Origin of the sequence: Fibrella musci, assembly GCF_041321105.1 — a bacterium.
Classification (GTDB): domain Bacteria; phylum Bacteroidota; class Bacteroidia; order Cytophagales; family Spirosomataceae; genus Fibrella; species Fibrella musci.
On record NZ_JBGGWD010000007.1, the window covers coordinates 337796 to 354045 of the forward strand.

Here is a 16250-nt window from a genome sequence, read left to right on the forward strand (position 1 = left end):
GTACGTTACTGCGCCTCTTTTTTCAGGATTCGGGTCCGATGCTGCAAGCCCCAGGCCCGCAACGCTTCGATTACCGTGTCGAGTGAATCGCTGTAGGGCGTCAACTCGTATTCAATCGTTACCGGCGTGGTGGGATAGACGTTTCGAGTCAGGAACTCATTCATTTCCAGCTCTTTCAATTCCTTGCTGAGTATTTTGGCCGTAATGCCGGTTACGGCGCGCTGCAACTCCCGAAAGCGGATGGGCCCCGAACGCAGGGCAATAATGATCGGCAGTTTCCATTTGCCATTCAGCACATACAGGGCATCCTGTACGGCTTGCAGACTTTGGTTACAGGCCTGCTCAGAATGCGGTATGGCCCGCCCGGCCACGGTAGCTTCGACTGATGTGCTCATAGGTTAAAGATAACAGCCAAGCGCTAGTTTCAGGCCGGTATCCCAAAGGATAGTGGTATCCTTTGGGATACTGCTAACAAAAAGAAACCATACTGCTGTACGTTTGCCATGGCTGGTTGCCACTGGGGCACTGGCTCTGACTTGATCTCTAAACAAAACGAGTTGTGAACGCTAAAAGCAAACGAATTCTAACCATCATCGTTACGGTGCTGGCTGCGGGTATGGTGATTATGAGCGGTATTTTGAAGCTGACTCAATCGGCGCAGGTGCTCGAAACGCTCAACAAAGTGGGCGTTGGGCAATACGCCATCCTGCTGGGATGCATGGAAATCGGCTTCGCCCTGCTATTCCTATACCCCAAAACCATGAAGCTGGGCTTCATTCTACTCTCCTGCTACTTTGCCGGGGCCATTGCTACTGAACTGTCGCACGGCACGCCGTTCAATGCGGTGATGCCCATGGTTCTGATCTGGATCAGCGCGTTTCTGCGCGACCGATCGGTGTTTCTGTCGTGGGAGTAACTGCTTATGGGCGAAGTTGGTAAGCCGTTGTCGACTTCGCCCGTAGGCTCTGTTTTACACAAACACAGTATCATTTCCCGGATTCGCCCTTACCTTTGCCCGCGAATTCGGGTGCCCAATGCCAGCCTCAGCGCTGGCCCGACGGCTTAATAGGGAACACCGGACGCCCATTTTTCGGGCCGAAACCGGGACTGTCCCCGCAACTGTACTGCTCGCGTAACGAGCCGGTTCTTTCTACATCGCCACTGATCGACCCGATCGGGAAGGCGCGAACCGGTGAGCAAAGTCAGGAGACCTGCCTGCAATTCGCCGCTCTGGGGATGATACGGAGGATGTCCCGCCCATAGCCCGAACACCCTGGCTCCGTTCGCTGGAGGGGCCAACCGTTCTGTTGTAACGCTTATGTTTCGCTGGTTAACCACCTGGGTGTGGTTGGTCGTTTCGCTGGCTGCTACGGCTCAGGATACGGCATCGGTACGGCAACTTCGGCCCGTGATGGTGCGGGGTGTGGCCCCCGAGCGTTTCATGGCCGGGCTGAAAGTGCAGCGGGCCGATTCGGCCCTGGTCGATGCCTACCGGTATCAGTCGCTGGCGGAACTGCTCGCCCTGCAAGCGCCGGTGCAGTTCAAGAACTACGGGCCGGGGCAGCTCACCACGGTCGGACTGCGGGGTACGTCGGCCAACCACACGGCAGTGCTCTGGAACGGTATCAACATTAACGTACCCAGCCTCGGGCAAACCGATTTTTCGACCATCCCTGTAGCGGGGTTCGATCAACTCAGCATCCAATATGGGTCGGCGGCTTCCTGCGTCGGATCCGATGCCGTGGGTGGGAGTATCCTGCTAAATACCACGCCGGCCTGGCAGCAACGCGGCCTGACGGCGAGCCTGGGACACCGGCAAAGCGCCTGGGGTAGCTACCAGACACAGGCCGGGGCGCGTTACGCCAACCGATGGGCCAACGGCTGGCAGCTAAGCGGCAAAACGCACCTATACAATGGCTTCCTGGCCTATAAACCCGCCTATACCGAACGAAACGGCTATTCAGTCGAGCCGTCACAAACGAGTCAGCGGGGGTTGATTCAGGACATCTTCCTGCGCGACAACCGAAACCGGCAGTGGTCGATGAACCTGTGGTTTACCGATACTAAACTAACTGTTTCACCCGCCGACCCGGTTGGGCGCGAAACCACCCAAAGCGGTGCCTACCGGGCGCTGGTCAACTACGAATTCGGGGAAGCTAAAGCAGGCCGGCTCCTGTCGGGGCACACGCTGCTCCGGCTGGGTTACATCCGCGATCTGCTTGATTACGGGCGGGGGGCTTCCTTCGAGACCAATCCTAGCCGGTCGCGCACCGATCGGTTGCTGCTACGAGCCGAGCACGAACTCGATCAGACCTGGGGTCATCAGCACCTTTCGATCCGGCTGGGGGCTGAAGGCGTCCGGTACGAGGCGCAGGTGGATGGGTACGTGTCGGGTACGTTGCACGAATACCGGTCTGACCTCTATGCCCTGATCCGGTATCAGCCAGTGGCGCGCCTGGTAACGGCCATCAACCTACGACAGGCTTTCGTCACCCGCTTCGACCCACCTTTTACCCCGTCGGCTGGATTGGAATACCGGCTGCTGGACCGGCGCGGCTGGCGACTCGACGGACGAGCCAATGTAGCGCGTAGCTACCGTGTTCCCACGCTGAACGAACGATACTGGCGCGATCTGGGCAACCCCAACATTCGGCCTGAACGTGGTTTTACGCAGGATGTGGGCCTCACGCTGGGCCGTACCGCCGGTAGCTTCAGCAGTTCGCTCAGCCTTAGCGCCTTCCGTAACCATATGTACGATTGGACTTACTGGAACCCGAGCCGGGGTTACCGGGTCGAGAACCTACAGGAAGTACTGGCGCGGGGGCTGGAAGCCCAACTGCAACTGGCCACCACGGCGGGGGTCTGGCGGCTGGGTGGTTTCGGCCAATATGCCTATACCCGGTCGAGTCAGCTGGCGGTGTATGACCCCTATGCTGGTGATGTGATCGGCAAGCAACTCATCTATCTGCCCCTGCATACGGCTTCGGCAACGGCCTTCGTCCAGCGTGGGCCGCACCGGTTTACGCTGACCTGGCAGGGCGTCGATCGCCGCCCGAACACGTTCGATAACAGCAGCTACCTGCCGCCTTACACGCTGGTCAATTTTCTGGCGCAGACGGGCGTGCGCCTGGGCCATTACCGCGGGCAGGCTACCGTACAGGTCGATAACCTCTTCAACGAATTTTACCTGAATGTCAAACGTAACGTCATGCCGGGTCGCACGGTAGCCCTCACGCTCGTGCTGCTGGTAGACACCAATTCCCCAACACAATGAAACTGACTTCTTTTTCGGCGCGCCTGTTGAGCGCCGCCACGCTGACATCGCTGCTGCTGGCCTGTAACCGCAACACCGACCCCCAACCCGCCACCAGCCTCTATACCGATGGCGTTTTTATTCTGAACGCGGGTAATTTCTCTGATAACAACGGTACGCTGTCGTGGCTACCACGCACAGGCAGCACGGCTCAGACTAACCTGTTTCAGGTACGTAACGGCCGGCCCCTCACAGGCGGTGTCTCCGGGTACGTAGAAGCTGGCAACCGGGGGCTGATTCTGGTCGATAACATGGCGGCTGGCCTGGATAAAGTGGAAATCGTATCGGCCGATTCGTTGCGTTCGGTGAAAACGCTGGCCGCACCCGACATCGAAAACCCACGCGCTGCCGCTCGGGTCAGCGACACGAAAGTGTATGTTACCTGCTGGGGAACAACCGGCTCATCGCCTTTCTACGTCAATCCGGGTTATATCGCCGTTGTTGATTTGACGACGAACACCGTCACGAAGCGGATTACGCTGCAAAAAGGGGCTGAGGGCGTAACGGTCGTAGGCAACGAAGCGTACGTTACAGGCCAGGGCGGCGAACGCATCATCCAGGTGATCGACACGCAGACGGATGCGGTAAAAACCAGCATCGCCGTGACGGGCTCGATTAGCCCGTTGGTGGTAGATGCCAACGGCAAACTGTGGGGAACGCAGGGGAAAAACGTAGTACGCATTGACCCAGCCACTAAAGCTATCGAAGCTACGATTCCCGTTGGGGTCACGAACGGTGCTAACGCCAGTGCCAGCTCACCCAGTGGCTTGGTCGCCAGCGCTGATCGCCGGTCGATGTATTATAAGTACACATCATACGACGCGAACTTCAACCCGGTGGGGCAGGTCTATCGCTTTAGCATCACCGACGCTACTATTACCCCGACGACCCCGGTTGTCAACCGCACCTTCACAGGCCTGACGGGCTTGGGCTTCGATACAAAAGCAAACGTGGTCTATGCGGGTGTCACCCCTAGCTACAAGCAGGCTGGGTACGTATATCGCTATCAGGCAACAGGTCAGTTGATCGATTCCGTACGGGTTGAAATTGCCCCTACGGCCTTTTACGTCAAGTAATTGCTTTCACGGCCATCGGTTTTATGCCGATGGCCTTTTTGTTACCCCTGCCTGGCTTGTCATGAAAGATTCTTCGTCGCTGTCGCACCCTGTCCCATTGCTCTGCTGGGACATCGCCAATCCGCTGCTCGCAAAACGGCAGCATATGGCCACCGATTTACAGGCTTTCGAAGGGTTAAAAAAACAGCATGACTGGCAATTCAACACCAATCTGCATCCGTTATTGACCAACAACGCTACCCTCGTCGTCACCGACCGATCGGCCCGCATTATCTGGGTCAGCCATCGGTTCAGCCAGTTGACGGGCTACCCGTTTGCGGAGGTGCTGGGACAGAAAGCGTCGTTGTTGCAGGGGGCGAAAACCAGTCTAAGCACCCGGCAACTGGTACGTGAAAAACTGGCTCGCGCGGAAGCCGTCACGGCGTGCCTGCTGAACTACCGCAAAAACCGGTCGACCTACTGGTGCCAGATCGATATCCAGCCCTTGCTGAACGCGACGGGCCAATGCACGCATTTTTTTGCCATCGAATATGAAATCAGTTCACCCGCTTCATCATGACAATGGCCCAACGCATTCAGGAGGCGGAAACGCATGGTAACGATTTCGTCCGACTCCCTTAATTTCACCATGCCGATACCAGCCGGTACGCTGGTCGAGCTGATCAGTCGGATAGAGCAAATTGGTCGTACCAGCCTAAAAATCACCGTGTCTATTTTCGTCGAAGATGTATCAGGCCAGTCGTGAGCGGTCTATTCATGGTTCATTCACTTTTGTTGCCGTCAATGACAACCGCCGTCCAACCCCCATTTAAAACCTTACTGAACTGGTCGGGAGGTAAAGACTCGGCCCTGGCGCTGCATCGCCTTCAGCAAGAGGGGCGGCATGCGGTCACGGCCTTGCTGACCACCATGAATGGCGCGTATGGCCGCGTGTCGATGCATGGCGTCCGGCAAGAACTTATTCAGGCGCAGGCCGACCGGATCGGGCTTCCCCTCCACACGTTGGCCCTGCCCGAAACCACGTCGATGACGGACTACGCTCAGCAGATGGCCGATACGTTGCGCCCGTTCGTAGCCGACGGAGTCACGCACGCCGCCTTTGGCGATATTTTTCTGGAAGACCTACGTACCTGGCGCGAAACCCAACTGAGTCCGGTCGGTTTGTCGGGCGTGTTTCCGCTCTGGCAGGCCGACTCCATGGCCCTGCTCGACGAGTTTTGGGCGGCCGGTTTCCAGACCATTGTGGTCGCCGTCAACGGGCAGGTGCTCGACCGCTCGTTTTGCGGGCGCGTGCTCGACCGGCAGTTTGTGGCCGACTTGCCAGCGGGCGTCGACCCCTGCGGTGAAAACGGTGAGTTTCACACCTTTGTGTTCGACGCGCCCTACTTCACCTCACCCATCGCCGTCCGGCCCGGCGAGCCGATCGAACGTACCTACACCTTCACCGACGCCGACGGCATCAATCGAACAACGACTTACTACTTCTGCGACCTGGCGGGATAGCCAGTAACCAAAAAGGGCGATGCCTGTCAGCATCGCCCTTTTTGGTTAAGCTTCTACGGATTTTCGGTCGAAATAGGTTTTGTAGATCGCATCGCCGATGACGTTGGTTTCGGTCTGGAAATGATCGAGAAACTGGTGCAGGCCCGCTTTGAATATGTCGTCGACGATCGTGAACTCCAGATCGCTGCGCAACTTGCTGATGGCCCGCTCGGCCCCGTTGCTGAAGCCCTGCGACACCGGCACCCCCGATATTTCGTAGAGCGACAGCTCGGCCTGCCGAATGCAGTGCGCCACCGAACGCGGAAACAGTTTGTCGAGAATCAAGAACTCGACAATATTGGCCGGGCTGAGGTTACGGTACTGCTGCCGGAACATGTTGTAGGCCGACACCGATTTCAACACCGCGGTCCAGATCACCAGATCGAGCGTCGACGAGGCGGCTCCCCCGGCGGGGGTCAGCAGCGTGAAATATTTCACGTCCAGAAAGCGGGTAGTCTTGTCGGCGCGTTCGGTGAAACGCCCCACGCGGGCAAAATGCCAGGCCTCGTTGCGGGTGATGGTCGCGTCGATGATACCGTAGAAGAGTTGCGCGCCGTGGCTGATGTCGGTAAAAAATGACTGGGTACGTGCCAGGCTCCAGTCGGTATGGTTACCGGCCGAATTCTGCACCTTATGGTAAAGCTGATTCAGGTTTTCCCACATTTCCTTTGAGATCGTCTCGCGCACGGTGCGGGCATTTTCGCGGGCGTAATTGAGGCTCGTCACGATCGAATTCGGATTGCGTTTGTCGAACGTCATGTACTCGATGACGTTTTCGCGCGTGGCCTCTTTGTAATGCTCGTAGAACCCATAATTATCTGCCGTCGCGATCAGCAGCGGCTCCCACTGCGGCGGTACGTTGGGCGGCAGGTCGAGGGCGAGGTTGAAATTGACGCTCATGAATCGGGCGTAATTTTCGGCCCGTTCGATGTAGCGATTCATCCAGTAAATCGAGTTGGCAACGCGGCTCAGCATAAAGTGGGTGTCGTTCAGGTGTATTCGTCAAAAATAGTGGCTAACCTGACAAGTATACCCAATTTTTCAACGCCCTGTCTGGTAAGTCGCTTTCCATGCCAGAAACGGTTTGTGCCCGGCCTCGTCTCGGTTGGCTATCCGGGTTTCTACAGGTTGTTGCTACTGGCTGTTCTGGTCAATCTGAGTTTATCACTTTCCGTCGCTGTAAACCGGTAGACAAACCGACTATTCCCTTTATTCCTTGGTATTCGCCCCTGGCACCGGCTCATTAAGGCTGGTCTCCCAGCCCCGGCGAATTCATCAGCTTTACTATCGTTCATCGTCCCATGAAAACCGCTTACCTCCTCACGTACTGCCTGTTCGCTGGCGTTCTGTCGGCCTTTGCTACCCCACCCAAAACCGCCCCTGCCCCATCGCGCTATTACGAAATGCGGATCTACTACCCGATGCCCGGTAAATACGACGCCATCGTCGACCGGTTTCGGCAGTATACCACGAAGATTTTCGAGAAACACGGCATGCAGAACATAGGCTACTGGGTGCCCACCGACCCCGCCAAAGAAGAGTTGATTTACATTTTGGCCTACCCCAGCCGCGCCGCCCGCGACTCATCGTGGAAAGCCTTTGGCAGCGATCCCGAATGGAAGGCTGTCGTGGCCAAAACCGAGGCAAACGGCAATCTGGTGCAGCGTGTAGAGTCGATTTTCATGATGGAATCGGATCTGTCGCCCAAGATTGAACCGCATCAGGCCAAAACGCCGCGTACGTTCGAGCTACGTACCTACACCGCCTCGCCCGACAAACTGCCCAACCTGCTGGCGCGGTTTCGTAACCACACCCGGAAGCTGTTCCGTAAGCACGATATGGAAAACATCGCCTACTGGCTGACCGAAACCAAAACCGACGAACAGCCCAAGCTGATGTACATTCTGGCGCACCCCAGCGAAGCCGAGGGCAAGCAGCATTTCGACGAATTCCGCAAAGACAAACGCTGGGTCAAAGTCAAAGCAGACTCGGAGGTGAACGGCTCCCTGACGACCAAAGTCGAGTCGCTCTACCTTAAACCCACCGACTACTCGCCGATACAGTAAAGAATGCACGATTTATAATGTACAATGCACAATGGGCTGGCGCGATAGTATTCCTGCGCCAGCCCATTGTGCATTGTACATTATAAATTGTGCATTATCAACGGTGCAGGATAAACCGTCCGGCTTGCCAGCGTTGGGTGGCGTTGAAACGGAACAGGTACGTGCCGGTTGGGTACGCCTGCATATCGAGGCGGGCGACGGGTCGGTTGGGGGTTTCGCGCATCAGCACCTTCCCCGTGATGTCCATGACAAACAGTTCATCGATCGCCGCCGCGTTTTCGATCGTCAGATAATCGCGCGTGGGGTTGGGGAAGTACCGGAACGTCGGGGCCGGGGCGGCCGTGCTGTCGACCGGTTGGCCCTGCTCGGTGTAACGTACCTGTGGAGATGCCGTGGGTACGTTGGCGACGGTTGGCGGCTGGCAGTCGGGCGTCTGAGTAAATTTGGTAATGAGCCGCACCAACAGCGCGTTCAGTTTTTCGACGGTATACTGGTCGGTGGTGGGCTTAATGTGCGGATTTCCAATGCCGCTATCGTCGGTCAGGAACACGTAGGTGCCGTTGGTGCCGAGCGCCATCGAGCGCAACAGATATTCGGTGCTTTTGTCGATGCCACTGGCCGCCAGCGGAATGAGTCGGATGCCCATCGCCGCTGCTTTGGCTACTGACCGTTGCAACGAAGCAATCGAGGCCGCATCGTCGTGCGGAGGGGCGTCGAGTACCAGAAACAGCAGGCGGGTTTTGGCAGCAGGGCTCCACGATAGCTTCGTGAGCGCAACGGCAAGCGCCGTATCGACGGCTTCGGGGTAATCGCCTCCCCCGCCGGCTTCCTGTTCTTTGATGAATGCCACAGCCGAATCGGGCTGCGTGGTGAAGTCGTCGTGGCGGGTCAGGTACTCCTCGGCGCGGTCGCGGTAGAAGACACTACCGAGCCGGATGGTGCTGTTGGGCGCGGCCTGTTTAGCGCGGTTGATCACGTCAGTCAGCTCGGCTTTGAGGTACGAAATCTCGTCGCCCATCGAGCCGGTAGCATCCACCACAAACGCTACGTCGACGGTCTGGGCCGCTCCTCCACACGGCTGATCCACGGTGAGCGTGTTATCCCCTTTGCCAAACAGTTGGAGCCGGTTCAGCGTGTACGTTTTTCCGGCCACCACCACTTCGGCACTCACCTTGCCCTTAACCCGATTCGTCGCTGTGGAGTCGGCCGACTGAAACAGGTTGGCCCAGAGTTCGCTCCGGCCCGTATTGTCGGTACGGGTTTCCCAGATCAGTTGCCGTTGGTTGTCGAAAAGCCGCACGGGTACGTCGATCAGCGGGAAACCATTGGCCGACACCACCTGCACCGAATACCGTTCGGCGGGAGCCACGCGCCATAGCGTCCGGTAGTCGCGCAGTTCCTTCTGGGCAATGTCGCCCCACAATGTCCATTTGCTGTAATCATGAATTTCGCCCGCCGTCAGTTGCCCGGCTTCGCGGTCGGCGCTCGTTGCACTATACACACTGCTGCTTGGGGTAACAGACGCGGTTGAATAATGAGCGCGTCTGGGCGCAGAGGCCGTTCGGCTTCGGCTACCCGGAACGGTCGCTACCGAGCCCATAGCCTCCCGTTTCGCGGCGGTCCCGTAGCCCATCACCACCACTTCGTCGAGGCTTTTGCCGTCGGCAACCAGCCGAATCAGCACAGAATCGGTCGTGGCCGGAACGTCGATCGGCTGGGTAACGTACCCAATGTAGCTCGCCAGCAGCGTTTTACTCGCTAGCGGGATCGTTAGCCTGAACTGACCTTTAGAGTCGGTCGTAGTGCCAAACGCTTCGCCTTTCAGTGCGATGATCACGCCGGGCAGCGGGGTTCGATCGGCAGCGTCGATCACGCGTCCCCGAATGGTGCGTTGCTGGGCCATAACCGATCCGGTCAACAGCAATAGCAGGACAGAAAGAAGCAGTTTATTCATCGGTACGATCAGTTTAGGAAAGAGTTATGCACAGATTAATCTCAATTGGGCGGGTTTCTTCGTTTAGTGTGTGACTATCGATTACTGGCAAGTAGGTATCCTACACGGTTGCTGTTCCAGACACGTACCTGTTCACGCCTGCCGGATTCGATACCTTGTCAACAAAGAGCTGTTGCCAAAAGGCACGGTTTTTGACACCGATTCATTACCCATAGACACAAATTCCATGAAACGCTTTGCACTCCTTCTTTTCGTCTGCGCCGGTCTGTTTGCTTCCTGCAAAAAATCGGGCGGTGGCGACGTTATCACCCCTGTTGACCCACGCGACCGCATGGTTGGCGCTTACGCTGTTGGCTACAATATCCGTATCACGTTTGCCGGTAAAGAATTGAATCCAGAAAGCAACAGTGGCACCGTGACCGTCAGCAAAAACACGCAGCAGGCTTCGCAGCTCTACATCGACTTTGACTTTCCGGGTACTAAAGAACGTGTGACGGCTGAACTGAGTGGCAACAACTTTACCGTCGTCGATAAGAAAACGGAGGCTATCATTTTGAACGGCACCACCTTCACGGGGCAGTACTCGGCCACGGGACAGATCACCACGAATAGCGAGTTTATCTACACCGGCGTGTCGGAAGATTCGGGCCTGAAGAAAACAACTACGGTAACCGGTACGAAAAAGTAATCCGTTTCGGCGACGAAACTGTATTTTTGGCTCAACGGTCATCGCGCTTCGTGATCAGGTACGTTGTCAGTCAGAATGGTTACATGACCACCGATCGTACGGAAGCGTTGGAAAGCCGCCGATACAATTAGTCTATTTCATGAATTTAGTTGCCGGAAAAGTCGCCCTCATCACGGGTGCGTCACGCGGAATCGGGCGGGCTATTGCCCTCCGGTTTGCGCAGGAAGGGGCCAACGTGGCCTTTACCTATTTGTCGAGCGTTGAAAAAGGGCAAGCCCTCGAGGCCGAACTCGCCGCTTTTGGTATCAAAGCCAAAGGATACCGCTCCGATGCGTCTGATTTCAAAGCCGCCGATAATCTCGTTACGCAGGTCCTGGCTGATTTTGGCACCCTCGACGTGCTCATCAACAACGCCGGTATCACCCGCGACGGGCTGCTGATGCGGATGTCAGAGCAGCAGTGGGACGAGGTCTTGACGGTTAACCTCAAGTCAGTCTTCAACCTGACGAAAGCCGCCATTCGGCCCATGATGAAAGCCAAAGCCGGTTCGATCATCAACCTGACGTCGGTGGTTGGTCTGCGGGGCAACGCCGGGCAAGCTAACTACGCCGCCTCAAAAGCGGGTATCATCGGCTTCACCAAGTCGGTGGCGCTTGAATTGGGCTCGCGCAATATCCGTTCAAACGCCATCGCACCGGGCTTTATCGAGACCGAAATGACGGGCGAACTGAACGAGAAATCGATTGAGGAATGGAAACAAAGCATTCCGCTGAAACGTGGGGGTCAACCCGACGAAGTGGCCGATGCCTGCCTGTTCCTGGCGTCTGACCTCTCCCGCTACATCACCGGTCAGGTGCTGCAAGTAGACGGCGGGATGTTGACCTAATACAGTGTATAATGCACAATGAACAATGTATAATGGACAATGAGCGATGTACAATGCATAATGGGCTGACAACAGCTAGGTACGTTAACAAAAAAACATCGGTCATTGCACATCGTTCATTGTGCATTATACAGTAACGAATGAACCTGATCTTTCAAACGTCGCCGGTCTGGATTCTTGCCTGTTTGCTGGCGGGTGTGATTTATGCCGCTGCGCTTTATCAACCCTGGCAGCGGGCAGGTACAACGGCAGGCAGCAACGTACCTGTAACTGGCTGGAGCCGGACGCTCACGTGGGGGCTGGCTATCCTGCGTTTTGTGGTGGTATCCCTGCTGGCGTTCCTTTTGCTGAACCCGCTGATCCGAAGCACACAGACCTTCCGGGAAAAACCCACGGTGGTACTGGCTATCGACAATTCTGAATCGGTAGCCGCCGCAGGTAGACCGGCGTTGAATCAGACCCTTACGTTTTTGCAATCGGCGCGGCAACAGTTGGTCGACAAGGGTTTCGACGTGGCCGTGCGTACCCTTTCCGATACGACTGCGCCCGACGACCTCAGCCAAACGCCCTTTCGGCAGCGCACAACCGATCTGTCGGGGATGCTGTCGCGCATCCGCTCCGACTACGAAGGCCGCAACCTGACCGACGTTATTCTGGTCTCCGACGGGATCGCCAATCAGGGTGTTTCGCCCACCTTTGGCAACTATCCCTTCGCCGTACAGACGGTTGGGCTGGGCGACACCATTCCGAAGAAAGACGTGGCGCTGAAAGGCATCGTCGCCAACCGCGTGGCTTACCTCAACAATGCCTTTCCGGTGCAGGCCGATGTGGTCAGCAATGGCTTTCAGGGGCGTAGCGCGACGGTTGTGCTGCGGCAGGGTACGCGCGAAGTGGGTCGGCAAACGGTTCGCTTCGATCAGGCAAGCAGCTTTGCCCAGGTTTCCTTTCAGACATCGGCTACCCAGAAAGGCGTTCAACGCCTGACCGTCGAGGTGCTGCCGCAGGCGGGCGAATTCAGCACGGCCAACAACCGGCAGGATGTATATATCGAGGTGATCGACGGGCGCGAAAAAGTGCTGCTACTGGGCCTGGCCCCCCACCCTGACCTGAAGGCGTTGCGGGCGATTCTCGAAAAAAATCAGAATTACGAAGTCGACGTGCGTACGCTCTCCACGGCCGAGGGCACGAGCATTCCGATCGACAAGGCGTATGATCTGCTGATTTTGCATCAGTTGCCCGACCTGAGTAATCTGGGCAATGCGGCCCTGACGAAGCTGCTCGCGAAAAACACGCCGACTTTGTTCGTGATCGGTACGCAAACCTCAACCGCCGGGTTGAATCCACTGAATCCGGTCGTCAGCATTCAGGGAACGCCCAACCAAACCGACAAAGCGACGGCTTTTTTCAATACAAATTTTAAGCAACTCAACCTCGATCCGGCCCGGCTCGAGCTGCTCGATAAACTGCCCCCGCTTACGTCGCCCTACGGCGAGTACAAGCTTCAGCCCGGCAGCGAAACGGTCTTGTGGCAACAGATCGGGACGGTGAAAACGGCCAAGCCCCTGCTCGCCCTGAATACCACGGGGGCTCGCAAAACAGCCGTGTTGATGGGTGAGGGCATCTGGCAATGGCGACTCGAAGAATACGCCCTAACAGACAAGCAAGACGTAATCGACGAGCTGATGCAGAAGGTGTTGCAGTTGATTTCGGTGAAAGAAGATCGGCGCAAACTGCGCGTTTACCCCATCCGAAATGAGTTTACGGCGGGTGAAACCGTCTCGTTCGAAACAGAGCTTTACAACGACATCTATGAACGGCTCTACGACGTACCGGTGAAGCTGGAAGTGATCGACGAGCGCGACATTACCCGGACCTATACCTTCACGCCGACCGAAGCCAGCAGCCGGTTTGACGTCAGCCGCCTGCCCGAAGGGGTTTATCGCTATCGGGCAACGGCCACGCTGAACAACCGGGCCGAGCAATCATCGGGACAGTTTATTGTCCGAACGGTTCAACTAGAGGCACTCAACACCACCGCTGACCACGCCATGTTGCGGCAACTGGCGGGCCAAACGGGTGGCCAATTTTACCAGGGCGCCAACGCGGGTGCTGTAGCGCAGGCCATCACGAGCCGCGACACGCCCGCCCGCCTCAGCAGCACCGAGTCGCTCAACGAGCTGATCAACTGGCGCTGGCTCTTTTTCCTCATTCTGGCGCTAGCCGGCACCGAATGGGCCATTCGGAAGTATAACGGGGGATACTGAAAAGGTTTGAGGTTTGGTGTTTAAGGTTTAACGTTGGCTGGCGCAAGCTTACCAAGGCGCCAGCTAACGTTAAACCTTAAACACCAAACCTCAAACTATTTACAGTTCAATCCGGAACAGGTGCATCGGCAGGATGTACGGGTCGAGCTCAACGAAATTCCACTCACCCTGCCAGGTGTAACGATTGTCGGTAAGCAGATCGTGTACCGTATAAGGCTGGTCGGGGGCGATGCCGAGTTGCCAGATTGGCACCTGTACCATACCGCTGCGCCGGTTATAGGCATCCATGTTCACGACCGTCAGCAGGCGGTTGTCGCCCGTCACTTTCAGGTACGCCAACAGGAAGTCGTCATTGATGGTGCAGAACGTCAGGTTATTGGTTCGTTGCAGGGCTGCGTTGGTACGCCGTAGCCGGTTGGTCAGGCCAATCAGGTACGTTAGCTTATTAGTCCGATCCCAGTCCCACAGCCGGATTTCGTATTTTTCCGAGTTCAGGTACTCTTCTTTGTTGGGTACAGGTACGTGCTCCATCAACTCAAACGAGGGGCCGTAGATACCGTAATTGCTCGACAGCGTTGCGGCCAGGAAATACCGGATCAGAAACTGCGGCTCGTGGCCTGACTGCAAGATGTACGGGTTGATATCGTGCGTAGTCGGCCAGAAATTCGGGCGGAAATAGTGCTGCATTTCACCGGCTGTCAGTTCGGTCATGTACTGTTGCAGCTCCGCTTTGGTATTGCGCCAGGTGTAGTACGTGTACGAATGGGCAAAACCCACTTTGGCCAGTTGCTGCATCACCTTAGGCTTCGTAAAGGCTTCCGACAGAAACAGCATATCGGGGTGGTGTTTCTTCACCTCGGCAATCACCCACTCCCAAAAGCCAAACGGCTTGGTGTGCGGATTATCAACGCGCACGATCTTGACGCCCCACTCAGCCCAGACCAGCAGCACCCGCTTCAGCTCTTCCCAAAGTGCTTTCCAGTCTTCCGTTTCAAAGTAGACGGGGTAAATGTCCTGATACTTTTTAGGCGGATTTTCGGCGTACTGTATCGTACCATCAGGGCGTTTCTTGAACCATTCGGGATGCTCCGTTGCCCAGGGGTGATCGGGCGAGCATTGAATGGCCAGATCCATCGCAATTTCCATCCCGTAGTTCTTTGCTTCGGTGATGAGATGCTTGAAATCATCGACCGTACCCAATTCGGGATGAATCGCATCATGCCCCCCCTCAGCCGAACCAATCCCGTAGGGTACACCGGGCTCACCGGGCTGGCAGGTTACCGAGTTGTTTTTCCCTTTCCGATGGGCCGTGCCAATGGGGTGGATTGGCGGCAGGTACAGCACATCGAAACCCATACCGGCAATGCGCGGCAACAAGGCTTCTACATCCCGGAACGTACCATGGACGCCTGCCTCCCGGCTTGCTGAACGCGGGAACAGACAATACCAGGTGCTGAAGCCAGCCGCCGCCCGATCGACCTCCACGCTCACGCCATTAGGCAGATCGGCGTAGCGAGCCGGATGCTGCCGCTCTGGGTACGTTTGCGCCCACTGTAAAAAATGGTCGCTCTCGGCCAACGCAACGGCACGTGCATATGGATCGCCAGGCTCGGCATCGGCTACGTGATCGGCCCCTTCGCGGAACAACGCCGCCGCACGGAGCAATTCGGCCGCATCGTGTGCGTTGGCGTTAGGCCCACCAGCCGCCCGCTGAGCCATCCCGTCGACCAGAACAGCACCGGCTTTCAACTCACTGCTGATTCGTTGTCCATCCTTTACTTTCAACTCGATTTCGTGCTGCCATGAGGCGATGTGGTCAACCCACGCTTCGATGGTGTAGTGGTAGCGCCCCAGCTTTTCGACCGTAAACGAACCCGACCAACGGTCGTTGACGAGCAACGTCATAGGCGCTTCCTGCCACGTTTTCTCATCAGCATGGCGATAAAGCAGACGCGCTGCCAACAGGTCGTGTCCATCCGTTACAATGTCAGCTTCAACCGGAATGATATCGCCAATGATAGCTTTGATGGGATAGCGACCGGGCCGGTCATAGCCCGCCGCGATCTCAGGTGACACCCGTTCAATCCGAACGCGCTGTTGACCAGCTATGTCGGCCAGCGTGGGGTCAATATGCGCAAGCGTCGAGGGGGAAGGTTTAGTAGCCGATTTGGCAGAGGCTTTGGCAGCCGTTTGCTTCTTCATAGGTACGTTATGCGTCGGTTTGTCAATCGACAAAAATAACCCCCTGTCAATGAATCTATGCACGGGCGGAAAAACTCAACGAGCTGAGCCTGATCGCTCGCAAAGTAAGTTTGCCGTAAATCAATACAGAACAAGTCATGCCCTGAAGCCGCTCTCCACCCAGCCGCAACTGGATCAGGCAATCTGTCTCCCGGCTCATCGGCGTCACGATGGAGTTCGGAGCTTGCCGCTAAACTCATTGCGATGCTAAGAATGCTGG

The 16250-nt window shown here is 56.7% G+C and carries 14 protein-coding genes and 1 riboswitch; of the genes, 10 read left to right on the forward strand and 4 right to left on the reverse strand.

Annotated features, from left to right (window positions below):
* Nucleotides 1-5: 5 nt before the first annotated feature.
* Nucleotides 6-395 (reverse strand): winged helix-turn-helix transcriptional regulator, encoded by a 390-nt coding sequence (locus ACAW74_RS23420; RefSeq protein ID WP_370700677.1) that lies wholly within the window; start codon nucleotides 393-395, stop codon nucleotides 6-8.
* 164 nt (nucleotides 396-559) lie between these two features.
* Between ACAW74_RS23420 and ACAW74_RS23425 the strand changes: the two genes are divergently transcribed.
* From ACAW74_RS23425 to ACAW74_RS23450, 6 genes are all read left to right on the forward strand, one after another.
* Nucleotides 560-916 carry a DoxX family protein gene (locus tag ACAW74_RS23425; protein ID WP_370700678.1) on the forward strand — a complete coding sequence of 119 codons (357 nt, stop codon included), beginning with the start codon at nucleotides 560-562 and terminating at the stop codon, nucleotides 914-916.
* 93 nt (nucleotides 917-1009) lie between these two features.
* Nucleotides 1010-1233: riboswitch (cobalamin riboswitch) on the forward strand.
* An 85-nt stretch (nucleotides 1234-1318) separates the two neighbouring features.
* Nucleotides 1319-3274: a TonB-dependent receptor plug domain-containing protein gene (locus ACAW74_RS23430; RefSeq protein WP_370700679.1), complete on the forward strand. Its 1956-nt coding sequence runs from the start codon at nucleotides 1319-1321 to the stop codon at nucleotides 3272-3274.
* On the forward strand, nucleotides 3271-4389 hold the full coding sequence (locus ACAW74_RS23435; RefSeq protein ID WP_370700680.1) for a DUF5074 domain-containing protein: 1119 nt from the start codon (nucleotides 3271-3273) through the stop codon (nucleotides 4387-4389). The genes ACAW74_RS23430 and ACAW74_RS23435 overlap by 4 nt, the downstream gene beginning before the upstream one ends.
* 61 nt (nucleotides 4390-4450) lie before the next feature.
* A complete protein-coding gene (locus ACAW74_RS23440) occupies nucleotides 4451-4948 on the forward strand; it encodes a PAS domain-containing protein (protein ID WP_370700681.1) in 498 nt (165 codons plus the stop codon).
* A gap of 33 nt (nucleotides 4949-4981) precedes the next feature.
* The gene (locus ACAW74_RS23445; RefSeq protein WP_370700682.1) at nucleotides 4982-5134 is read left to right on the forward strand and encodes a hotdog domain-containing protein; all 153 of its coding nucleotides are present in this window, start codon (nucleotides 4982-4984) and stop codon (nucleotides 5132-5134) included.
* Between the two features lie 38 nt (nucleotides 5135-5172).
* Entirely contained in the window at nucleotides 5173-5892 is a 720-nt protein-coding gene (locus tag ACAW74_RS23450) for a Dph6-related ATP pyrophosphatase (RefSeq protein ID WP_370700683.1), read from the forward strand.
* A 45-nt stretch (nucleotides 5893-5937) separates the two neighbouring features.
* Here the strand turns inward: ACAW74_RS23450 and ACAW74_RS23455 are convergent, their stop codons facing one another.
* Nucleotides 5938-6906, reverse strand: a complete 969-nt coding sequence (locus ACAW74_RS23455) for an alpha-E domain-containing protein (protein ID WP_370700684.1) — start codon at nucleotides 6904-6906, stop codon at nucleotides 5938-5940.
* 326 nt (nucleotides 6907-7232) lie between these two features.
* Here ACAW74_RS23455 and ACAW74_RS23460 point away from each other — a divergent pair, with 326 nt between their 5' ends.
* Nucleotides 7233-7997 carry an NIPSNAP family protein gene (locus ACAW74_RS23460; protein ID WP_370700685.1) on the forward strand — a complete coding sequence of 255 codons (765 nt, stop codon included), beginning with the start codon at nucleotides 7233-7235 and terminating at the stop codon, nucleotides 7995-7997.
* A 97-nt stretch (nucleotides 7998-8094) separates the two neighbouring features.
* Here the strand turns inward: ACAW74_RS23460 and ACAW74_RS23465 are convergent, their stop codons facing one another.
* Entirely contained in the window at nucleotides 8095-9951 is a 1857-nt protein-coding gene (locus ACAW74_RS23465) for a carboxypeptidase-like regulatory domain-containing protein (protein ID WP_370700686.1), read from the reverse strand.
* 226 nt (nucleotides 9952-10177) lie between these two features.
* Between ACAW74_RS23465 and ACAW74_RS23470 the strand changes: the two genes are divergently transcribed.
* From ACAW74_RS23470 to ACAW74_RS23480, 3 genes are all read left to right on the forward strand, one after another.
* Complete coding sequence (locus ACAW74_RS23470) at nucleotides 10178-10639, forward strand: hypothetical protein (protein WP_370700687.1); 462 nt, start codon at nucleotides 10178-10180, stop codon at nucleotides 10637-10639.
* A gap of 139 nt (nucleotides 10640-10778) precedes the next feature.
* The gene (gene fabG, locus ACAW74_RS23475; RefSeq protein ID WP_370700689.1) at nucleotides 10779-11525 is read left to right on the forward strand and encodes a 3-oxoacyl-[acyl-carrier-protein] reductase; all 747 of its coding nucleotides are present in this window, start codon (nucleotides 10779-10781) and stop codon (nucleotides 11523-11525) included.
* 140 nt (nucleotides 11526-11665) lie between these two features.
* Nucleotides 11666-13789 carry a VWA domain-containing protein gene (locus ACAW74_RS23480; RefSeq protein ID WP_370700690.1) on the forward strand — a complete coding sequence of 708 codons (2124 nt, stop codon included), beginning with the start codon at nucleotides 11666-11668 and terminating at the stop codon, nucleotides 13787-13789.
* Nucleotides 13790-13888: 99 nt separating this feature from the next.
* Here the strand turns inward: ACAW74_RS23480 and ACAW74_RS23485 are convergent, their stop codons facing one another.
* Complete coding sequence (locus ACAW74_RS23485) at nucleotides 13889-15991, reverse strand: alpha-1,4-glucan--maltose-1-phosphate maltosyltransferase (protein WP_370700691.1); 2103 nt, start codon at nucleotides 15989-15991, stop codon at nucleotides 13889-13891.
* Between the last annotated feature and the right edge of the window lie 259 nt (nucleotides 15992-16250).